Annotated in this window: 9 protein-coding genes; 7 read left to right on the plus strand and 2 right to left on the minus strand. The window is 74.0% G+C overall.

The genetic code is table 11. The annotated features are described in order from the left end of the window. Positions 1-485 precede the first annotated feature (485 nt). Together DTL70_RS28750 and DTL70_RS28755 are read left to right on the plus strand one after the other, a co-directional pair. Complete coding sequence (locus DTL70_RS28750) at positions 486-5,594, plus strand: NAD-glutamate dehydrogenase (RefSeq protein WP_114024935.1); 5,109 nt, start codon at positions 486-488, stop codon at positions 5,592-5,594. A gap of 225 nt (positions 5,595-5,819) precedes the next feature. Then, on the plus strand, positions 5,820-7,919 hold the full coding sequence (locus DTL70_RS28755; RefSeq protein WP_425470422.1) for a hypothetical protein: 2,100 nt from the start codon (positions 5,820-5,822) through the stop codon (positions 7,917-7,919). On the opposite strand, the gene DTL70_RS34860 is transcribed toward DTL70_RS28755, so the two are convergent. Continuing rightward, positions 7,877-10,555 (minus strand): glycosyltransferase family 4 protein, encoded by a 2,679-nt coding sequence (locus DTL70_RS34860; RefSeq protein WP_114024936.1) that lies wholly within the window; start codon positions 10,553-10,555, stop codon positions 7,877-7,879. The genes DTL70_RS28755 and DTL70_RS34860 overlap by 43 nt on opposite strands. A gap of 588 nt (positions 10,556-11,143) precedes the next feature. Between DTL70_RS34860 and DTL70_RS28765 the strand changes: the two genes are divergently transcribed. The 3 genes from DTL70_RS28765 (at position 11,144) to DTL70_RS28775 (ending at position 15,622) form a co-directional block, all read left to right on the plus strand. Continuing rightward, a complete protein-coding gene (locus DTL70_RS28765; protein WP_245979937.1) occupies positions 11,144-12,412 on the plus strand; it encodes an acyltransferase family protein in 1,269 nt (422 codons plus the stop codon). A 959-nt stretch (positions 12,413-13,371) separates the two neighbouring features. After that, a complete protein-coding gene (locus DTL70_RS28770; protein WP_147266832.1) occupies positions 13,372-14,538 on the plus strand; it encodes an acyltransferase family protein in 1,167 nt (388 codons plus the stop codon). A gap of 139 nt (positions 14,539-14,677) precedes the next feature. Continuing rightward, on the plus strand, positions 14,678-15,622 hold the full coding sequence (locus DTL70_RS28775) for a class I SAM-dependent methyltransferase (protein ID WP_114024938.1): 945 nt from the start codon (positions 14,678-14,680) through the stop codon (positions 15,620-15,622). Positions 15,623-15,643: 21 nt separating this feature from the next. On the opposite strand, the gene DTL70_RS28780 is transcribed toward DTL70_RS28775, so the two are convergent. Then, entirely contained in the window at positions 15,644-17,533 is a 1,890-nt protein-coding gene (locus DTL70_RS28780) for an arabinofuranosyltransferase AftB family protein (RefSeq protein WP_114025031.1), read from the minus strand. A 397-nt stretch (positions 17,534-17,930) separates the two neighbouring features. Between DTL70_RS28780 and DTL70_RS28785 the strand changes: the two genes are divergently transcribed. Next, the gene (locus tag DTL70_RS28785; protein ID WP_245979985.1) at positions 17,931-18,587 is read left to right on the plus strand and encodes an acyltransferase; all 657 of its coding nucleotides are present in this window, start codon (positions 17,931-17,933) and stop codon (positions 18,585-18,587) included. Between the two features lie 504 nt (positions 18,588-19,091). Beyond that, the gene (locus tag DTL70_RS28790; protein ID WP_114025032.1) at positions 19,092-20,201 is read left to right on the plus strand and encodes a DegT/DnrJ/EryC1/StrS family aminotransferase; all 1,110 of its coding nucleotides are present in this window, start codon (positions 19,092-19,094) and stop codon (positions 20,199-20,201) included. The last annotated feature ends 86 nt before the right edge of the window (positions 20,202-20,287 follow it).

Below are 20,287 nucleotides of genomic sequence, written 5' to 3' on the forward strand. Positions count from 1 at the left end.
GGCGTAGGGGACACAGGGAGCACGCGGCGCACGGTGAGCCCCCGCCCCGCCACGGAGGGGGAAGCAGCGGCATGGGAGTAGCCTCAGCAGCGCCGTCGGCGGAACGGCGCCCGGCGGCCGCCGCATGGCGGCACGCGGCTGGCGCCACGCGGTGGCGCGCTGCGCGGTGGTACGCCGCGCCCCGCGTCCGGAAGGTGTCCGAAAGGGCCAAGACGATCTTTTCTGTCCCCCTCTTTGTACACATAAGGGCCATGACGCGAGAGTGCCGGAGAGAGATAGCCTGGCCTACGTGATCAGCGCGATATCCACCGGAGGGTCTGCCCGCGGGCGCCGCTCCGTTCAGCGCCCCCCGCGCGACAGCGCGTGGGGCGCCGCTGGTCGTCTCTCCCGGCACAGTGGCGGACCCGTGCGGACACCCCGTGTTCCGGCGCCGTGCCCCTTCGATCCCGACGTCACGCAACGGCGCGCGACAGGAGCCAGAGGACATGCAGAGCAAGCTGGAAGAAGCAAAAGCCGAGCGGCTGGCGGAAGCCGCTAGGGTGGCTGAACAGAGCCCGGCGCAGGGACGCCACCCGGTGCAGGGCCTCAACGGCCCCCAGGACGACGCCCTTGGCGCGTATCTCCAGCGGTACTACCTGCACACGGCGCCGGAGGACCTCACCGACCGTGACCCGGTCGACATCCTCGGCGGTGCACTCGCCCACTACCGTCTCGCGCAGGAGCGTCCGCAGGGCACGGCGAATGTGCGGGTGTACTCGCCGTCGATCGATGAGAACGGCTTCTCGTGCACGCACTCGGTGATCGAGGTCGTGACGGACGACATGCCGTTCCTGGTCGACTCGGTCACCAACGAGCTCTCGCGGCAGGGCCGCGGCATCCACGTCGTGATCCACCCGCAGATGGTGGTGCGCCGGGATCTGGCCGGGAAGCTGCTGGAGGTCCTGTCCGGCGGCCGTGACGACGTGGCGGCCCAGCAGGCCGACGCCGCGCAGCAGGCGGGGACGGCTTCGCAGGGGCCGGGGAAGCGCCAGGCGAAGGAGAAGCGGGAGAAGCTGCCGCACGACGCGCTGGTCGAATCATGGATTCACGTGGAGATCGACCGGGAGACCGACCGGGAGGACCTCAAGCAGATCAGCGCGGATCTGCGCCGGGTTCTCTCGGATGTGCGGGAGGCGGTCGAGGACTGGCAGAAGATGCGGGGCGCGGCGCTGCGCATCGCGGACGAGCTGACGGGGGAGCCGACCGACGACCTGCCGGGCGAGGAGGTCGACGAGGCGCGTGAGCTGCTGCGCTGGCTGGCGGATGATCACTTCACCTTCCTCGGCTACCGCGAGTACGAACTCGACGCCGAGGGCGGCAAGGGCGGCAGGGGCACCAAGAGCGGTAAGGCCGCCAAGGGTGCCAAGGCCGGCAAGGCGGCGAAGGACGGCAGGGAAGCCGTGGAGGGCGAGGAGCTGACGCTCACGCCGCTGCCCGGCACGGGTCTGGGCATCCTGCGGTCCGATCCGCACCAGTCGGGTGACGAGGGGCATCCGGTCTCGCCGTCGTTCAACCGGCTGCCCGCGGACGCGCGGGCGAAGGCGCGTGAGCACCGGATGCTGGTGCTGACGAAGGCGAACAGCCGCTCGACGGTGCATCGCGCCTCGTACCTGGACTACGTGGGCGTCAAGAAGTTCGACGCCGAGGGCAATGTGGTGGGGGAGCGGCGCTTCCTGGGCCTGTTCTCGTCCGCGGCCTACACGGAGTCGGTGCGGCGGGTGCCGGTCATCCGGCGGAAGGTCGCGGAGGTGCTGGACGGCGCCGGGTTCACCCCGGACAGCCACGCGGGCCGCGATCTGCTGCAGATCCTGGAGACCTACCCGCGCGACGAGCTGTTCCAGACGCCGGCCGACGAGCTGCGTTCCATCGTCACCTCGGTCCTCTACCTCCAGGAGCGCCGCAAGCTGCGGCTGTACCTGCGCCAGGACGAGTACGGGCGGTACTACTCGGCGCTGGTCTACCTGCCGCGCGACCGGTACACGACCGGGGTGCGGCTGCGGCTGACGGACATCCTGACCGAGGAGCTGGGCGGCACCAGCGTCGACTTCACGGCCTGGAACACGGAGTCGGTGCTCTCCAGGCTGCACTTCGTGATCCGGGTGCGTACGGGCGCCGAGCTGCGGGAGCTGACGGACGCGGAGGTCGACCGCATCGAGACGCGGCTGGCGGAGGCGGCGCGTTCGTGGGCGGACGGCTTCAGCGAGGCGCTGGTCGCCGAGTGCGGCGAGGAGCAGGCCGCCGAGATGGCGCAGAAGTACGCGCACGCCTTCCCCGAGGGCTACAAGGCGGACTTCCCGCCGCGTGCGGCCGTGGCGGACCTGCAGCACATCGAGCAGTTGGTGCGTGGCGGTGCGGAGGACGACTTCGCGCTGAGCCTGTACGAGCCGGTGGGCGCTGCTCCGGGGGAGCGCCGCTTCAAGATCTACCGCACGGGCAGTCCCGTCTCGCTCTCCGCCGTGCTGCCCGGGTTGCAGGCGATGGGCGTCGAGGTGGTGGACGAGCGCCCCTACGAGCTGCGGTGCGCGGACAGGTCGCACGCGTGGATCTACGACTTCGGGCTGCGGATGCCGGACGGGCAGCGCGGTCTGGAGGAGGAGACGCGGGAGCGTTTCCAGGAGGCGTTCACGGCGGTGTGGACGGGCCACGCGGAGAACGACGGTCTCAACGCGCTGGTGCTCTCGGCCGGGTTGACCTGGCGGCAGGCGATGGTGCTGCGTGCGTACGCGAAGTATCTGCGGCAGGCGGGTTCGACGTTCAGTCAGGCCTACATCGAGGACACGCTGCGCGGGAACGTGCACACGACGCGGTTGCTCGTCAGCCTGTTCGAGGCGCGGCTGGACCCGACGCGCAGGCGTGCGGGCCACGAGCTGATCGACGGCATCCTGGAGGAGCTGACCGGGGCGCTGGACCAGGTCGCCAGCCTGGACGAGGACCGCATCCTGCGCTCCTTCCTCACCGTCATCACCGCCACCCTGCGCACCAACTACTTCCAGCTGGCCGGCGACGGCAAGCCGCACACCTACGTGTCGATGAAGCTGGATCCGCAGGCGATCCCGGACCTGCCCGCGCCGCGTCCCGCCTACGAGATCTGGGTGTACTCGCCGCGGGTCGAGGGCGTCCACCTGCGGTTCGGCAAGGTGGCGCGCGGTGGTCTGCGCTGGTCGGACCGGCGTGAGGACTTCCGCACCGAGATCCTCGGCCTGGTCAAGGCGCAGGAGGTCAAGAACACCGTCATCGTGCCGGTCGGCGCCAAGGGCGGCTTCGTCGGCAAGCAGCTGCCCGACCCGTCCGTGGACCGCGACGCGTGGCAGGCCGAGGGCATCGCCTGCTACAAGACGTTCATCTCGGGCCTGCTGGACGTCACCGACAACCTGGTCTCCGGCGAGGTGGAGTACCCCCAGGACGTGGTGCGGCACGACGAGGACGACACCTACCTCGTCGTGGCCGCCGACAAGGGCACGGCCACCTTCTCCGACATCGCCAACGAGGTCGCGAACTCCTACGGCTACTGGCTGGGTGACGCGTTCGCCTCGGGCGGTTCGGCCGGGTACGACCACAAGGGCATGGGCATCACGGCGCGCGGCGCCTGGGAGTCGGTCAAGCGGCACTTCCGCGAGCTGGGCCACGACACCCAGACGGAGGACTTCACCGTCGTCGGCGTCGGCGACATGTCGGGCGACGTGTTCGGCAACGGCATGCTGCTCTCGGAGCACATCCGGCTGGTGGCGGCCTTCGACCACCGGCACATCTTCCTCGACCCCGACCCGGAGGCGGCCCCCTCCTACGCGGAGCGCCGCCGCCTGTTCGAGCTGCCGCGCTCTTCGTGGGCGGACTACGACACGACGCTGATCTCGGCCGGCGGCGGCGTCCACCCGCGCAGCGCGAAGTCGGTGCCGATCACCCCGCAGGTGCGCGAGGCGCTGGGCATCGAGCAGGGCGTCACCAAGCTGACCCCGGCCGAGCTGATGCGCGCCATTCTGACGGCCCCCGTCGACCTGCTGTGGAACGGCGGCATCGGCACCTACGTCAAGGCGTCGACGGAGAGCGACGCGGACGTCGGTGACAAGGCCAACGACGCGATCCGGGTGGACGGCCAGGACCTGCGGGTCAAGGTCGTCGGCGAGGGCGGCAACCTGGGCTGCACCCAGCTGGGCCGGATCGAGGTCGCCTCGGACGGCGGGCGGATCAACACCGACGCGATCGACAACAGCGCGGGCGTGGACACCTCCGACCACGAGGTGAACATCAAGATCCTGCTCAACTCCGTGGTGGCCGACGGCGACATGACCGTCAAGCAGCGCAACAAGCTGCTCGCCCAGATGACGGACGAGGTCGGCGAGCTGGTGCTGCGCAACAACTACGCGCAGAACGCGGCGCTGTCCAACTCACTGGCGCAGGCCCCCAGCCTGCTGCTGGCCAGCCAGCGGCAGATGCGCAGGCTGGCCAAGGAGGGCAAGCTGGACCGGCAGCTGGAGTTCCTGCCCACGGACCGGCAGATCCGTGAGCGGCTGAACAACGGGGACGGGCTGACTCAGCCGGAGATCGCCGTGCTGCTCGCCTACACGAAGATCAACGTGACGGACGAGTTGATCGCGACGTCGCTGCCGGACGACGCCTACCTGAAGCGGCTGCTGTACTGCTACTTCCCCGAGGCGCTGCGCGAGCGCTTCGGACAGCAGATCGAGGCGCACGCGCTGCGCCGCGAGATCGTCACGACGGTCCTGGTCAACGACACCGTGAACGTGGCGGGCTCCACCTTCGTGCACCGTATGAAGGAGGAGTCGGGGGCCTCGACGGAGGAGATCGTGCGCGCGCACACGGCCGCGCGCGCCATCTTCCGGCTCGGTGACATCTGGGACGAGGTCGAGTCGCTGGACAACCAGGTCGCGGCCAATGTGCTCACCGACATCCGGCTGCGCTCGCGGCAGCTCGTCGAGCGCGGTACCCGCTGGCTGCTGAACAACCGTCCGCAGCCGCTGCTGCTGGCCGACACCATCGAGCTGTTCTCCGAGCGGGTGGAGACGGTCTGGGCGGAGCTGCCCAAGCTGCTCAAGGGCGACGACCTCAAGTGGCACCAGCGGGTGTACGACAAGCTGTCGGGCGCCGGCGTCCCGGCGGAGCTGGCGCAGCGGATCGCGGGCTCGGCCGCGGCGTTCTCCACGCTGGATGTGGTCGCCGTCGCGGACCGCATGGGCAAGGAGCTGATGGACGTCGCCGAGGTCTACTTCGACCTCGCCGACCGGCTGGGCATCACCCAGCTCCAGGGCCGCGTCAGCGAGCTGCCGCGGGCCGACCGCTGGCAGTCGATGGCCCGCTCCTCCATCCGCGAGGACCTGTACGCGGCGCACCAGCTGCTGGTGGCCGATGTGCTGGCCGCGGGCAACGGCGCCGACACGCCGGGGCAGCGGTACGAGGCGTGGGAGGAGAAGAACCGCGCCATCCTCGTGCGCGCACGGGGCACCCTGGACGAGATCCAGGCCTCGGAGACGTTCGACCTGGCGAACCTGTCGGTGGCCATGCGGACGATGCGTACGCTGCTGCGCAGCAACCGCTGAGGACCGGCGGGGCGAGGCGCCGCTGACCGCCGTGCCGGGAAGGGACACCTTCCCGGCACGGCGGTCACGCGTTCGGCCCTCCACCGCGCGCGGGCCGCCTGCCGCGCTGCTTACCGTGCAGGAATGGGTGGGCTGGTGGAGGGCGTGGCTGAGGTGGACGACGCGGGCGCGGGCGCGGCTCTAAGCGCCGAGGCCGCGCGGGAGCGGCAGCAGCGCGTCCGCCGGATGCGGGACCGTACCCGGTCGGGATGCGCGCTCGGTCTGCTGGCCGCCGGCTACCTGTTCCAGGTGGCGGGCATCGCCGGGGCCGGCGTCGCCCTCGTCGTCCTCGGTGCGGCGCTGGGCCTGCTGACGGACGTGCTGCTGCCGCACCACGCACGCAGTACGGAGAGGCGGCTGGCCCGGGCGCAGTTCACCCCCGCCGTCCGGCAGATGCTGCGGGACGCGCTGCTGCTGGGCGGCCTGGGGCGGCTGGGGGTTCTCGACTCGGGCAGCACCGCGCCGCTGCTGGGGGCCGTGCTGGCGTGCTGGGCCCTGCACTTCCTGTGCCAGGCGGTCGCCGGGTCGGTGCGCGCCCGCAGACGGCTGCCCGTGGTCACCCGCAACATCGACGCCTCGGCGCTCGGGCTGACTCCCTCACCGCCGGCGCTGTTCGCGCAGCGGGCGACGGTGCGCCTGCTGGGCGTCGCGGCCGTGCTGACGGCGGGGATGAGCGCGTCGGCCGCGACGGGGGACCCGCTGTGGGCGCTGGCGGCGGCCCTGTGCTGCTGCGCCGGGATGCTCGCCGGGATCGCGTGGCTGGCCACCTGGCTGCTGCCGGGCAAGCGGGTGGTCGGCGAGGAGGAGGCGCTGGCCTGGCTGGACGCGTGGCTGGCGGAGTACCGGCCGACGGTGGGCATGTACTTCTCCGGCGGCAACGCCTCCGCGTACCAGGCGAACATGTGGCTGAGCACGCTGGCCGAGCTGGAGGGGCGGCCCGTGATCGTGCTGCGCGAGCGGTTCATGGTGCAGAAGATCGACGCCACGGACGTGCCCGTCCTGTGCGTGCCGAAGGTGTCGCACCTGATGCGGCTGGAACACTCCACGCTGAAGGTGCTGCTGCACCCGGCGAACTCCGGCAAGACCTCGCAGGTGCTGCGCATCCCCACCCTCAAGCACGCCTTCATCAACCACGGCGAGTCCGACAAGCTCTCCTCCTGCAACCCCTACGCCAAGGCCTACGACCAGGTGTGGGTCGCCGGCGAGGCCGCCCGCGAGCGCTACGCGCTGGCGCACATCGGGGTGGAGGACAAGGACGTGGTGGAGGTCGGCCGTCCGCAGCTCGCGCCCATCGAGGCGGCGGGCACCCGCGGGACGGCAGCCGGGCCCGGGGGCCGCGACGGCCGTCTCACCGTGCTGTACGCGCCGACGTGGGAGGGGTTCACCGACGATCCGGGCAACACCTCGGTGCTGGTGGCGGGCGAGGCGATCGTCTCCGCGCTGGTGGCCGACCCCGGGGTACGGCTGCTGTACAAGCCGCACCCGATGACCGGCACCGTCGACCCGCGCGCGGGGGAGGCCGACCGGCGCATCCGTGCGCTGATCCAGCGGGCGAACGCCGGGCAGGGCGGCGAGGAGCCAGGACCCGGGGCGCAGGCGGCGCTTCGGGAGGCGGCCGCCGAGCTGCGCAGGCTCACCCGCGTGGACTTCGGCCGGCGCGCCGACGAGGTGGAGCGGATGCTGCGCCAGCCGGCACCCGAGCCCGGCCGCGCCCGGGAGGTGGAGGAGGCGGCGCGGGCGTGGGAGGAGGCGTACTGGGCGGCGCAGCCCCCCTGGCTCCACCAGATCGTCACCGCCGGCGGCCCCGGCCTCTTCTGCTGCTTCAACGAGGCCGACGTGCTGGTCTCGGACGTCTCGTCCGTCGTCTCCGACTACCTCAGCAGCGAGAAGCCGTACGCCGTCGCCAACACCAGCGGCCTGGACGACGACGACTTCCGGGCGGCCTGCCCCACGGTGCGTGCCGCGACCCTCCTCGGCCCGGACGGTACGGGCATCGACCGGCTGCTGCACACCGTGCGGCACCCGCAGGAGGACACCCTCGCCCCGGCCCGCGCCGCCTTGAAGGTCCGGCTGCTCGGGCCGGCCGAACCGCCGTCCCTCGTCCGCTTCAACCGGGCCGTGCGGGCGCTGGTGAGGGAGGCCGAGGCGCGCGAGGAGCGGGTGCGCGCGGTGGTCGGGCAGCCGCTCGACGCGGAGGGCGATGCGGAGGGCGAGGTGGAGGCCGAGGAGGAGAGGGAGCGGGGTCAGGCGCTGGCGGAGGCGCTCGGTGAGGACGAGCGGCCCTGAGCGCTCCGCGCCGTCTGATCCGGCCCCTGCCGACGAGCACTCGTGTGCGCCGCAGTGCCCTGGTGTGACTCGGCCGTCTCCCGTCGCTGTCGCGCCTCCTCGCCGGAGTGCTGCGCGGCTGCCGGAGCCGTGGGCCGTGTGGCCGCCGGTGCGGTGTGGCCCTCGGCCTTGGGCGCGGCCAGCGTCTTGAGGGTGAGGACGAGGTTGTTGTTGAGCGAGAAGTACAGCTGCACGGCCAGGTTGCTGTCGCCCAGCCGGGTGCGGGGGGTGACGTCGGTCTTCTTGCGGTCCGCCAGGTCGCCCAGCAGCCGCCCCAGTCGTACCCGCTCCGGACCGAGCCCCGGTCGCAGCCACAGGTCCCACACCCCCGCTGCCGCGCCGTCGGCGAAGGCCGCGGGCAGCTCGTAGGGCAGTTCCAGTTCCACGGTGTCGGCTTCGGTGCCCTGGCGGCCGGGGAACTCGAACGCCTGCCGGGGGTTGCCGCCGCGCGGTACCGCCACCAGCACGGGACCGCCGGAGAGTTCGACGGTGCGCCGGGACAGCTCGGGCGCGACGGCCTGGCCGTACAACCGTGCGGTGAGGGCGTAGCCGTGCTCGCCGCGTACGACTCCGGTGACCTCCGCGTGCCGGTCGCGGGACCAGACCCGGACGGCGAGAAAGCCGTCCTCCGTCACGTACGGCACCCAGGGCTCCAGCACGCCGTCGGCGTTCACCGGCGCCGGCATGCTCAACAGCCGCGCCGTCTCGACCCGCTCGGCCTTGACCCGCTTGCTCCGGCCGTCCGAGGCGCGCTCGACGTAGGCGTCCCACCGGGCCTCGGCGAGGGAAGGCCCGTCCTGGCGGCTGAGCCGGACCTCGACCCAGCCGTCCGCGTCGGCCTGCTCGCGGGGCGGCAGCGCAAGGCGGACGGGGGCGGTGCCGTCGCGGCCCCGGGGGCGGAGGGAGAGCGTCGCGGTGCTCCGGGGGAGGGTGGTGGCGCGCAGGCGGATCAGCAGCGCGCCGTCGTGCTGCGCCAGGACGCGGGCGAGCGGGCGCGGCAGGCTGCCGGCGCCCGCACGCGGGGCGCCCAGCAGAACTCTCGCGAGGGGACGCAGGGCAGGTACCAGCGCGCGGGGGACGACGCGCCGTGCGGCTCGGAGCGCGCGGGCGCGCACGCCACGGGGCGCGGTACGGGAGCGCGAGCCGCGCGGCGCGGGCGCCCGGGGGGCCGTGGGCGCCCCCGGGCGAGGTGCCGCTCCCGCTCCCTCGCCCGCCGGGCGGCCGGCGCCTCCCGGCCCGGTCCCGGGGGCGCCGGCCGCGTCCTGCGCGGTGTCGGGGGCTGTCTCGCGTGCGGTGCCGGGGGCCGCCTCCCGTGTGGCGTCGCCGGTCGCCTTCCGTGCGGCGTCGCCGGTCGCCTCCCGTGCGGCGTCGCCGGTTTCCTCCCGTGCGGTGACGTCCGTCGCTCGTCCGGCGCCGTCCGGTGTGCCGCGCTGCTCGGCGAGGAGGCCCTCCATCAGTTCCTCGTACTCTCCCGCGATACGCCGGGGGCTGTAGCGGGCGGCCTTCTCGCGGGCGGTGTGGCCCATGCGGGCGCGGAGGGCGGGGTCCTCGACGAGGTGGAGGAGGGCGTCGGCGTAGGCGCGGACGTTGGTGTCCTCGTTCCCGCCCAGCGGCGCGAGCAGCCCGTCGCGGCCGTTGGCGATGATCTCGCCGGGGCCGTAGGGGCAGTCGGTGCTGACGACGGGGACGCCGCAGTGCATGGCCTCGACGAGGGTCATGCCGAAGGACTCGCCGTCGGAGGAGACGGCGGCGATCGAGCCCTTGGCCCACTCGGTCTCGATGGGGGAGTGGGCGCCCATCATGAAGGCGCGGTCGGACAGACCGAGGTCGTCGAGGGTACGGCGCAGCGCGTCGCGCTGGGGACCGCGTCCGTACAGGCGCAGCGACCAGTCGGGGTGCTTGTCGGCGACGAGGGCGAAGGCGCGCAGCAGCCGGTCGTAGCGCTTGACCTTGATCAGGCGCCCCGCGGCGACGATGAGCTTGGCCTGCCCGTCCGAGGGCTCGACGTCGGTCGGCGGGACGGCGTTGGGGACGCAGACGATCCGGGTGCGGACGTCGGGCAGAGCGGCGCGGTAGGCGTCGGCGTCGGCGTAGGAGACGGTCACGAACCCGTCCAGGTGGGCGAGGGCCGCGTCCTGGTGGGTACGGATGTGGTCGCTGTGCATCCGGTGGGTGAGGTGCTCCTGGCCGATGCGGACGTAGCGCCTGGTGCCGTAGGCGGCGAGATAGTCGTTGATCTTCGGCCGGGTGCCGATGACGACGTCGGCGTCCAGGTTCTCCAACAGTGCCTTGACCCGCAGGTCGCCGAGACGGGTGGAGATGCCCCTCTCGAAGTGGTCGTGCCCTTCGGTGAAGCGCTCGCTGCGCTGGTGGTAGGCGGGGTCGTCGCCGTCGTAGGCGGGCGAGGAGTGGCGCAGGTCGATGAGAGAGGTCAGCCGTACGCGCGGGTCGAAGCAGAGCGCGGGCTCCTGGCGGGAGCGGCGCAGACTGACGACCTCCACCTGGTGCCGGTCGGCCAGGGCGCCGGAGAGGTTGACCGTTGATCTGATCGTCCCGCCGATTCCGTAGGCGTTGTCCAACAGGAACACGATCTTCATCGCGGCCTCCCCTTCGCTCGGTGCTCTTCTGACCGTATTGACCGGATTTCTCCATTTCGTCCTCACCTATTTCAGGTGGGAAAAGGGAGGAGATGCGTTCTTAACACTCGTATGTCCCCCATTCGGCCCCGACGGCGGCATGCCGCGACGGCCGAAAGCCCGACCGCACCTACTGTCCGATCAATGGCCTCGCAGATCATCGACCCAGCCGGACCGGAAGGCGGCGTCGGCAGCCGACCCGCCGCCCCCGGTACGCGCACGTCCGCCGTGCTCGGCGGCGGACGTGCGGCGGGGCGGGCCGCACGGTCCGTACCGACCGTGCGGTTGGTCCGGCCCGTGCGGTCTCTGCGGACCGCCCGGTCCCTGCGGACTGTGCGGTCCAGGCGGTCCCCGCGGTTCGTGTGCGACGGGCCGCGCGAGCCGGCGCGTACGGGGGCGACCCGCCCCGAGGGCGCCGGACGAGACCGGCTCCCCGAGGGCGCGGGGTGTGACCGGTCGCTCGGGGGCGCGGGAGGAGACCGGTCCTCGGCGCGCGGGCAGGGCGGGCCGGAGCCGGGCGGATCCGGCGCGTCGGCGCCCGGCGAACGGGTGGGGGAAGGCCCCGCCGAGCGCGACCCCTTTCTCGACAACGCCAAGTTCCTGCTGATCGTGCTCGTCGTCATCGGCCACACCTGGCCCATGGGGCTCGTCGAGGGCTCCCGCACCGTGAAGGCCGCCTACCTGTGGATCGCCTCGTTCCACATGCCCGCCTTCATCCTGCTCAGCGGCTACCTCTCGCGCGGCTTCACCGGACGGCCCGACCAGGTGCGCAGACTGCTCGCCGGAGTACTCGCGCCCTACCTCGTCTTCGAGGTGCTCTACAGCGCCGTGGAGGCCGCCGTCTGGCACAAGCCCTACCGGCTCACGCTGACCGAACCCACCTTCGTGTGCTGGTTCCTGGCCGCGCTCTTCGTCTGGCGGCTGACCGCACCCGTGTGGCGCGTCGTGCCCTGGCCCGTACCCGTCGCCGCGCTGATCTCGCTGGCCGCGGGCACCTCCACTCTGGGCCACGACCTGGCGCTGCCCCGCGTGTTGATGTTCCTGCCCTGGTTCGTGCTCGGACTGAACCTGCAACCCGCACACCTCGCACGACTGCGCGCCGACGGCTGGATGCGCTGGTGCGCCCCCGCGGTGCTGACGGCCGGCGCCGCCGCGGCGTACGCGCTCGCCCCCGGCACCGATGTGCACTGGCTGTGGATGAGTTACGGCCAGGCCGACCTCGGCGTGGCCACGACGCCCTACCTGCTCGTGCGGCTGGCCCTGTTCGCGGTGACCGCCCTGATGACCGCCGCGTTCCTCGCCCTGGTACCCCGGCGCGCGCTGTGGCTGACCGCGCTGGGCGCCGTCACCCTGTACCCGTACCTGCTGCACGGGCTGCTGGCCACCGCCGCGCACGCCTACGGCTGGGACGCGCCGCTGCGCCCGCTGGGCCCCCTCGGCGCCGCCCTGCTGACGGTGCTGGGCGCCGCCGTCGCCGTCCTGCTGTCGACCGCGCCCGTACGGTGGCTCACGCGGCCCCTCGTCGAACCGCCACTGCCGGGCGTCACCCGCCCCCGGGCGAGGGTCCGGCCCGAGCGCGGGCAGGCCGCCGCGGGGACCCCAGGCGCGGCGAGCGGCCTCGCCGCCGGTCCGGAGAGTGGCCCGGCGACCGGTGGGGTGACCGTACTCGGCGGCCCCGGGGCGGGCGAGTCGGAGAAGCCCGAGGGCTTCGGGGCGGGCGTGGTGGACGGGCCGAGCGGTCTCGGCGCCGCCGGTGAGGCGCGGGGTCAGGGCGAGCCGAGTGAGCCGAGTGAGCCGAGCGAGCCGAGGACGGCGTGATGGCCTGGGACCCTTTCACCGACACCTATGCGACCCACGGTTACGCGGTGGGCGGCGCCGACCCCTGGACCTCCCCACCCGGAACCCCGCACCCCACGCGGGGCGGCGGGCTTCCGCCGACGACGGAGCGTCCACCCGCGACGGGTCGCGATGCCGTGACGGGGCGTCCACCTGCGACGGGACGCGATGCCGTGACGGAGGACGCACCCGCGAGGGGACGCGAGGCCGCGACGAGGCACTCGCCCGTGACGGGGCGCGGCGTCGTGCTCGGCCACGCACCCGTGGCGGGGCACTGGCCCGAGGCGGGACGCGGGGCCGCGACGCCCGGCGCCGGAACGGCCGCCGCCGGGATGGGCGGCGCCGCGACGACCGGGCCCGGTGCCGGGCCCGTAACCGCTGGGCTCCGAACGGCCGGGGCCGCGACCGCCGGGGCCGCGACCGCCAGGACCGATACCGCAACGGCAGGGGCTGGAATGGTCGGGACGGGAGCGGCGGGGGTCGGAACGACCGATCCCCGGACGGCCGGGGGCGGAACGTCCCGCACCCGAGCGGCCGGGGCCGGAACGACCGGGTCCCGCACGACCGGGTCCCGCCCCGCCGGGGGCGGGACCCCCGGCGCCGCGCCCTACCCGCCGAGCGCCCGCACCGCCCCGGCGGCCCCGCCGGTCCCCGCGCCCTCCCCCTCGTCCGCCCCGCGCCAGCGGCCCCGCGCCCGCCTGCGCGAGCGCGAAGGTCTGCGCTCGCGGACCCGCACACACGCCGGCGCGGCAACCGACACGACGGCGGCAGCCGGCACGGCGGCCGGGGCCAGGTATCGGGCCCTGGCCCCCGTTCCGCCCACGGGGGCGACGCGCGCGGCGACGGGAGGGGCACGGCTGCGGCGCGCGGTCCGGGCACCACAGCCGCGGCGGCGCCGGGACCGCGGCTCCGCGCGGCGGTACAGCGGGCGGGACCCGTTCTTGGACAACGCGAAGTTTCTTCTGGTCGTTCTGGTGGTGCTGGCGCACAACTGGGCGCCCGTCGCCGACGGGATGCGCGGCGCGAAGGCGGCCTGGCTGCTGGTGTACGCCTTCCATCTGCCTGCCCTCTCCCTGCTGAGCGGCTACCTGTCGCGCGGCTTCACCGGGCGCCCGGACCAGGTGCGGAGGCTGCTGACGCACGTCCTGGTGCCCTATCTCGCCTTCGAGGCGGCGTACGCGGGGATGGACACGCTTTTGTGGGGACGGCCCTTCGCCGTCACGCTGACGCGGCCGTCCTTCGTGTGCTGGTTCCTCGCGGCGCTGCTCGTGTGGCGGCTGACCGCGCCGTTGTGGCACGCGGTGCGCTGGCCCGTCGCGCTGGCCGCGCTCGTCTCCGTCAGCACCGGATTCCTGCACCTGGGCGGCGAACCGGCTTTGCCGCGGCTGCTGATGTACTGGCCGTGGTTCGTCCTCGGTCTGCGGCTGCGCCCCGCGCAGCTGCGCTTGGTGGGGAGCAGGGCGGCGCGGCTGTGCGCGCTGCCCGTGGTGGCCGCTGCCGTGGCGGGAGCCTGGTGGGCGGCGCCCAGGGTGAGTCGCGACTGGCTGCTGATGGAGGCGACCAGCGAGGAGTTGGGGCTGTCCCCGCTGAGGTACGTGTGCGTGCGACTGGCGCTCTTCGGTGTGGGCGCCGTTCTCGTCGCCGCCTTCTTGGCCCTCGTCTCGCCGCGGGTGACCAGGTTCTCCGCGCTGGGGGCGTGCGCGCTCTACCCGTTCCTGCTGCACGGGCTGGTGATCGAGGCCGTCGAGGGGGCGGGCGGCTACCGGCTCGTCCTCGGCTGGGGCCTGCCGGCCGTGGCGGGGACGACGGTGCTGGCCGTCGGGCTCGCCGTGCTGCTGAGCACGCCGCAGGTGCGGAGCTGTCTGTGGCCGTTCGTCGAGCCGCCGTTCCCCCGGTGGCTGCGGTCCCGTGACCGCACCGGCGGCGACCCAACGGACCCGCACCGGCCCGAGTGCGTCGCGGGCGCCAACGGCGTCGCGGATGTCAACGGCGTCAACGGCGTCGCGAGCGTCAACGGCGTCGCTGGTGGGGCGTTCGCGCACGGTCCAGGGCCGTGCGTGAACCGTGCCCGTCAGGGTGGTTCCTCAGCCGCGCGGAACGGCCGCTGAACTCCGGGTGGCCCGCGGACGGCGGCGCGCGGAAGCTTCGCCGATGTGCGGCCTCGGGGCGTGCGCCGGCGCGTGTCGGCCCCCTATACAGGGCCTCGGCCCCCTCGAACGCCTCCGTCCGCAGAGGAGACCCGCCCCCATGACCACCACAGCCGCGTCCACGTCCGGCCGGACGCCGACCGCCGCCGATCCGGGCGGCCAGGCGCGGGAACTGCCCGCGCCGCGCTCCTTCGAGGAGGTGCCCGGCTGGTTCTACCGCACGGATCTCATCCTCTTCGACTGGTTCCTGCGCCGCCAGCGGGAACTGCAGCACCGTGGCGACCTGCTGGAGATGGGCGCCTACATGGGCAAGAGCGCCGTTCTCCTGCGGGCCTATCTCGACGCCCCGCACGAACGGTTCACCGTCTGCGACCTGTTCGACTCCGAGGCGCCGGACGCCGCCAACGGGCGCGAGATGTGCGGCTCCTACGCGACTCTCACCCGGCGCGCGTTCGAGGCCAACTACGGCTCCTTCTGGGACGACCTGCCGGACATCCTCCAGGCGCCCACCACCGTGGTGCCGCGCGAGGTGGAGGACGGCAGCTGCCGCTTCGTGCACGTGGACGCCTCGCACCTGTACGAGCACGTGTACGGCGACATCGCGGCCGCCCGCGACGCCCTCGGGCCCGAGGGCATCGTCGTCCTCGACGACTACCGCTCCGACCACACCCCGGGCGTCGCCTGCGCCACCTGGCAGGCCGTACTGGAGAGCGGGCTGCGGCCCGTGTGCGTCTCCAGTCACAAGTTCTACGGCACGTGGGGCGACGCCGAGCCCTGGCAGGACGCGCTGCACGCCGCGCTGCGCGAGCGGGGCAGGTGCTGGTTGCAGTGGCAGGAGGTGGCGGGCAGGCGGATGCTGCTGGTCGGTGCGCGGAAGTCCGACGCGCCGCCGGTGCCCGTCTCGCGGCACGCGCCGGCGCCGGACGCCGCCGCCGCGCGGGCGCCGCGCACCCGCGCCGCCCGCCGCCTCGCCGTCGATCTGCTGCCCCCTGTGGTGACCCGCGCCCTCGTCCGCGCCCGCGACACCCGCCGCACGGCACGCTGACGACGGCGTACTCCAGCGGCTTCAGGGCCTTCGGCACAGGGTGCGTTCGGCCTCCACCGGGTCGGCGGGGATGCGCATGCGGGTGCGGTCCCAGGCGCCGGTGAGGTTGCCCCAGAAGCGCGCGGGGCTCATCGCCTCGCGGGTCGAGGCCAGCAGTTCGGGGAGCGGTCCGCAGGTCAGGGCGTGGCGTGCGGCGCGTACGTCGCCTGAGTCGACGCCCGGGACGCTGGTGCCGGGCGCGGTCACGTCCGCGACGATCCAGGCACGGTCGATCGGCTTCTCGTGCCCCGCCTTCTTGTGGCTGACGGGTTCGGTGTGGGCGCCCAGCGGGTTGGCCAGTCCGAGGATGTCGATGACGAAGCCGTCCAGCGGGAGTACCGCTCCGGCGTGGCCCAGCCGGGCCTCGGCGGCGGCGACCGGTGCCCGCACGTGGGGTGCGAGGGGGACGACGGGGTACCCCTTGTCGTAGGGCAGCCGCAGCACCAGCCCGTGCTTTCCGCTCTCGATGGTGCGCCGTGCGGCCGTGGTGAAGGCGCGCGGGGTCGTGGTGTGGGCGAGCTGGCCGACCGGGTGCCGGTCGCCGAGGATGTGCTGGTAGACGGTGTGGGAGTCGAAGACGATGCGCGGGTCGTCGGGGCTCTCGATGGGGGGCCGCAGCGCCAGCGCGCACACCAGCCCCCACACTCCGACCGCCCCGGCCAGCGCCGCCGTCATCCGTCCGTACGGCAGCAGGAAGACCGGCAGGAGCACCAGGAACAGCGCGGGCAGCACCATGCGGCCGTGCATGAAGTCGCCGCCGATCTTGACGACGAAGAACGCCGACAGCAGCCCGGCGACGACCGGCGCCCCCACCAGCGCCGCGTCCGCCACGTGCACTCCGCCGGGACGCCGGGTGCCCTCCGGCTCGTGGGTGCCGTCCGGCTCGTGGGGCCCGTCCGGTGCCTGGACGCCGTCCGGTGCGTGGGCGTCTTCCGGTAGCCGTCCGAGGGCGCGGCGGGCCGCCGCGTGGAGCGCGTACGCGGTGACCAGCCCCAGCGGCACCCACAGCGCGTAGGTGTTCAGGGTGTTGAGCAGGTAGTCCCAGCCGAACCGCCACTCGGTTCCCGAGGCCTCTTTGGCGATGGCGGGGAGGGGGACGAGGACGCCGTAATAGCCCGCGCGGAAGACCTCGTAGGCGACGGGGAGCGCCACGGCCGCACCCGCCCAGCCGAGGGTCGTGCGCCACCCGGGACGCCACATCAGCCACAGCGCCACCAGGAACAGGCCGCTCACCAGCGCCAGGTCGGGCCGTACCAGGGGGCCGAGCCCCAGCGCGAACGCCGTCGCGGGCAGTGCCGGGCCGCCGCCCCCCGCCCGCGCCCGCAGTACCCGCGCGTAGACCAGCAGCCACCAGCATCCGCCCAGGTAGGCGAACGAGAGGCCCGTCTCGAGACCCGAGGTCGCGTAGTCCCAGGTCGCGGCCAGCGGCAGCAGCAGCACGACACCGACGGGGAGCAGCGCCCCCGCAGGGCGGCTGAGACGGATCATGCGGCGGGTGCCGTCGAGTGCGAGGAGGTAGCCGACGACGGTCAGCAGCAGCCCCAGCGCCACGGCCAGCCGCAGCGGATCGTCCACGCCCGGCACGGCGCTGCCGGCGGCGAGCAGCCACTGCCACAGCGTCCCGGTCGACGTCTCGGCGCGCTCCGCGACGTTGAAGACGGGGCCGTTGCCCGCGAGGATCTGGCGCACGGCGCGGGTGTAGATCAGCGCGTCGTCGTTGGTCCAGCGGTGCCGGTACCCCATGACCAGCACCGTGGCCCCGCAGGCGGCGACGGCCAGCGCGTTCCACCGCTGGGCCAGGGTGCCGGGCAGGCTGAAGGACCGCGGCTCCCCGGTCGGTTGGGGGACGGGAATCTCATCGGATCGGGCCATGACGCCCACCATCGCTCCGGGCCCGCGGGCCCCCTCGCGCACGGCGCGCCGCACGGGCCCCACTCACCCGGTCGGCGGACGGGCCGCCCCGCGCGGTCGACGGCAGCAGCGCGGCGCGGCGCGCCGGGCACCGCGTCTGCGCGGGCGCCGCCATCCTCGCCCCAGCGGGCCGTCGGCCGGCCCCCCGGCCACCGGCGGTCCGGCGGGCGCCCGCGGCCCGCCACGGCATTCCACGCCAGGTGGAGCCGATCACGCGGCACCGACCAGCCAGACCCCGCCGCACAGACCCCGCCGACACAGGGAGCGAGCCCGTATGGACATCACCGACACGAGCACTGTGACAACCACTGTGGCGAGCACCGCTTCGGGCGAGGGCTCGCGCGGTTCCTTCCGGGCGATGCCGGGCGCGCAGGTCTCCGACGACGCCGCCGTGGGGGCGGGCACGACCGTGTGGGAGCTGGCGCAGGTGCGGGAAGGCGCCGTGGTCGGTACGGAGTGCGTCATCGGGCGGGGGGCCTACGTCGGTGCGGGCGTCAGGACCGGCGCCCGGTGCAAGGTGCAGAACCACGCGCTGCTCTACGAGCCGGCCGAACTGGCCGACGGCGTCTTCGTCGGGCCCGCTGTGGTGCTCACCAACGACCGTGCGCCGCGCGCCGTGGACCCGGACGGGACGCTCAAGCGGGCGGGCGACTGGCACGCGGTCGGCGTCACCGTCGACGAGGGCGCGTCGCTGGGGGCGCGGGCGGTGTGCGTGGCGCCGGTGCGGATCGGCCGCTGGGCGATGGTGGCGGCGGGTGCCGTGGTGACCTCCGATGTACCGGACTTCGCACTCGTGGTGGGCGTGCCGGCGCGCCGGATCGGCTGGGTGGGCAGGGCGGGCGTGCGGCTGCGCGCCGTGCCGGACCGCCCCGGCGTGTGGGAGTGCCCGACGACGGGCGAACGGTACGAGGAGCGCGCGGCGGACAGCGCGGAGGGCGCGGTGGGCGCGGTGGGCGCGGTGGGCGCGGCCGTGACGCTGCGTGAGTCCGGCCCCGCGGGATGCTCCGCAGGGTGAGCCGTGGGCCTGTGCCCGAGGTCCGGGATGAGCCCGCGATTAGGCGGTCCGGGTGATTTGTAAGCCTATAGTGCAAGAGCGCGGCCGGATGTGGGTCCACATAGGGCGAATCTGCCGGGGAACCGGAGGGGCACATCCGCCATGCAAGGGCTGCGAAAAGACATGAATCCGGCTGCCGGGCCCGCGTCGGCGCCGACGACGGCATCGACGACAGGGCCGGCGTCGGCGCACGCGACGGCCGCCGGCGACCCCGGCGCGTCCACCGACGCCCGGCCGGCGCCCGCCACCCATGAGGCGTCCGTCGCGCACGACACTCCCAGCGGCGCCGGTGGACCCACCACCCACGGGGCGCCCCTCGCGCATGACGCGCCCGTCCTGGGTGAGGCGCTCGCCGAGCCCGCGGTGGCCGGGGCTCCGGGGGCGGACACGCACGTCGCCTCATCCGGGGATTCCGGCGCGGTCGGCGGGGTCCTGGCGCCGCCGACCGCTGCCGCGGCGCCCGTCGTGGCCGCGCCCCCGATCCCGGCGGCCAAGCCGGTGATCGGGGACGAGGAGGTGGCCGCCGCCGTGCGGGTGCTGCGGGACGGCCGGGTGGTGCAGGGCCCCGAGGTCGCCGCGTTCGAGCAGGAGTTCGCGGCGCTGGTCGAGGGCCGTCCGTGCATCGCCGTGAACTCGGGCACCTCGGCGCTGCAGCTGGCGTTGATGGCGCTGGGGATCGGGCCGGGCGACGAGGTGGTCGTGCCCTCGTTCTCGTTCGCGGCGACCGCCAACGCGGTGCGGCTGGCCGGCGCCGAGCCGGTCTTCGCGGAGGTCGACCCGGACACCTTCTGCCTGGACCCGGACGCGGCCGCCGAGGCCGTGGGCCCGCGCACGGCGGCGCTGATGCCCGTACACCTGTACGGGCATCCGGCGCCGATGGGCAGACTGACCCAGCTGGCGCAGCGGCACGGGCTCGCTCTGGTCGAGGACGCCTGTCAGGCGCACGCGGCGCAGCTGCACGGCCGCCCCGTGGGGACGTTCGGGGACGCGGCGTGCTTCAGCTTCTACCCGACGAAGAACATGCACACCCTGGAGGGCGGTCTGGTCGTCGTCCCCGACGAGGAGCGCGCCCGCACGCTGCGGCTGCTGCGCAACCAGGGCATGGAGCAGCGGTACGAGAACGAGATCGTCGGCGCCAACATGCGGATGACCGACGTGGCCGCCGCCATCGGCCGCGTCCAGCTCGAACGGCTGGCGGAGTGGACGCAGCAGCGGCGCCGCAACGCCCGGGTGCTGGATCTGGGGCTTGAGACCGGTCTGGTCGCCCCGCGGGCCGCGGACGGCGCGCGGCACGTCTACCACCAGTACACGGTGCGCGTGCGCGGCGGCGCGGCCGTGCGGGACGCGGTGCAGGCCCGGTTGCGGGCGGAGGGCGTCGGCTGCGCCGTCTACTATCCGACGCCCATCCACCGGCTGAAGCCGTACGCGCACCTGGGCGCCGAGCTGCCGGTCACCGACCGGGCGGCGGCCGAGGTGCTGTCCCTGCCCGTGCACCCCTCGCTCACCCCGGGCGACCTGGACCAGATCGTGGCGGCCGCCAACCGTGCGGTCGCCGAGGCGGGAGGGATCCGATGACCGGATCGAGAGCGAAGCCGGCGCCCACGGCGCCGCGCGCGAACGCCCCGAAGACGGCCGACGCGCCCCGGGCCGCCGACGCGGGC

It is taken from the genome of Streptomyces diacarni (assembly GCF_003323715.1).
Taxonomy (GTDB): domain Bacteria; phylum Actinomycetota; class Actinomycetes; order Streptomycetales; family Streptomycetaceae; genus Streptomyces; species Streptomyces diacarni.

Coding starts and splice junctions, on each gene's coding strand:
- DTL70_RS28750 (WP_114024935.1), top strand. CDS start 486: ATGCAGAGCAAGCTGGAAGAAGCAAAAGCCGAGCGGCTGGCGGAAGCC.
- DTL70_RS28755 (WP_425470422.1), top strand. CDS start 5,820: ATGCGGGACCGTACCCGGTCGGGATGCGCGCTCGGTCTGCTGGCCGCC.
- DTL70_RS34860 (WP_114024936.1), bottom strand. CDS start 10,555: ATGAAGATCGTGTTCCTGTTGGACAACGCCTACGGAATCGGCGGGACG.
- DTL70_RS28775 (WP_114024938.1), top strand. CDS start 14,678: ATGACCACCACAGCCGCGTCCACGTCCGGCCGGACGCCGACCGCCGCC.
- DTL70_RS28780 (WP_114025031.1), bottom strand. CDS start 17,533: ATGGCCCGATCCGATGAGATTCCCGTCCCCCAACCGACCGGGGAGCCG.
- DTL70_RS28785 (WP_245979985.1), top strand. CDS start 17,931: ATGCCGGGCGCGCAGGTCTCCGACGACGCCGCCGTGGGGGCGGGCACG.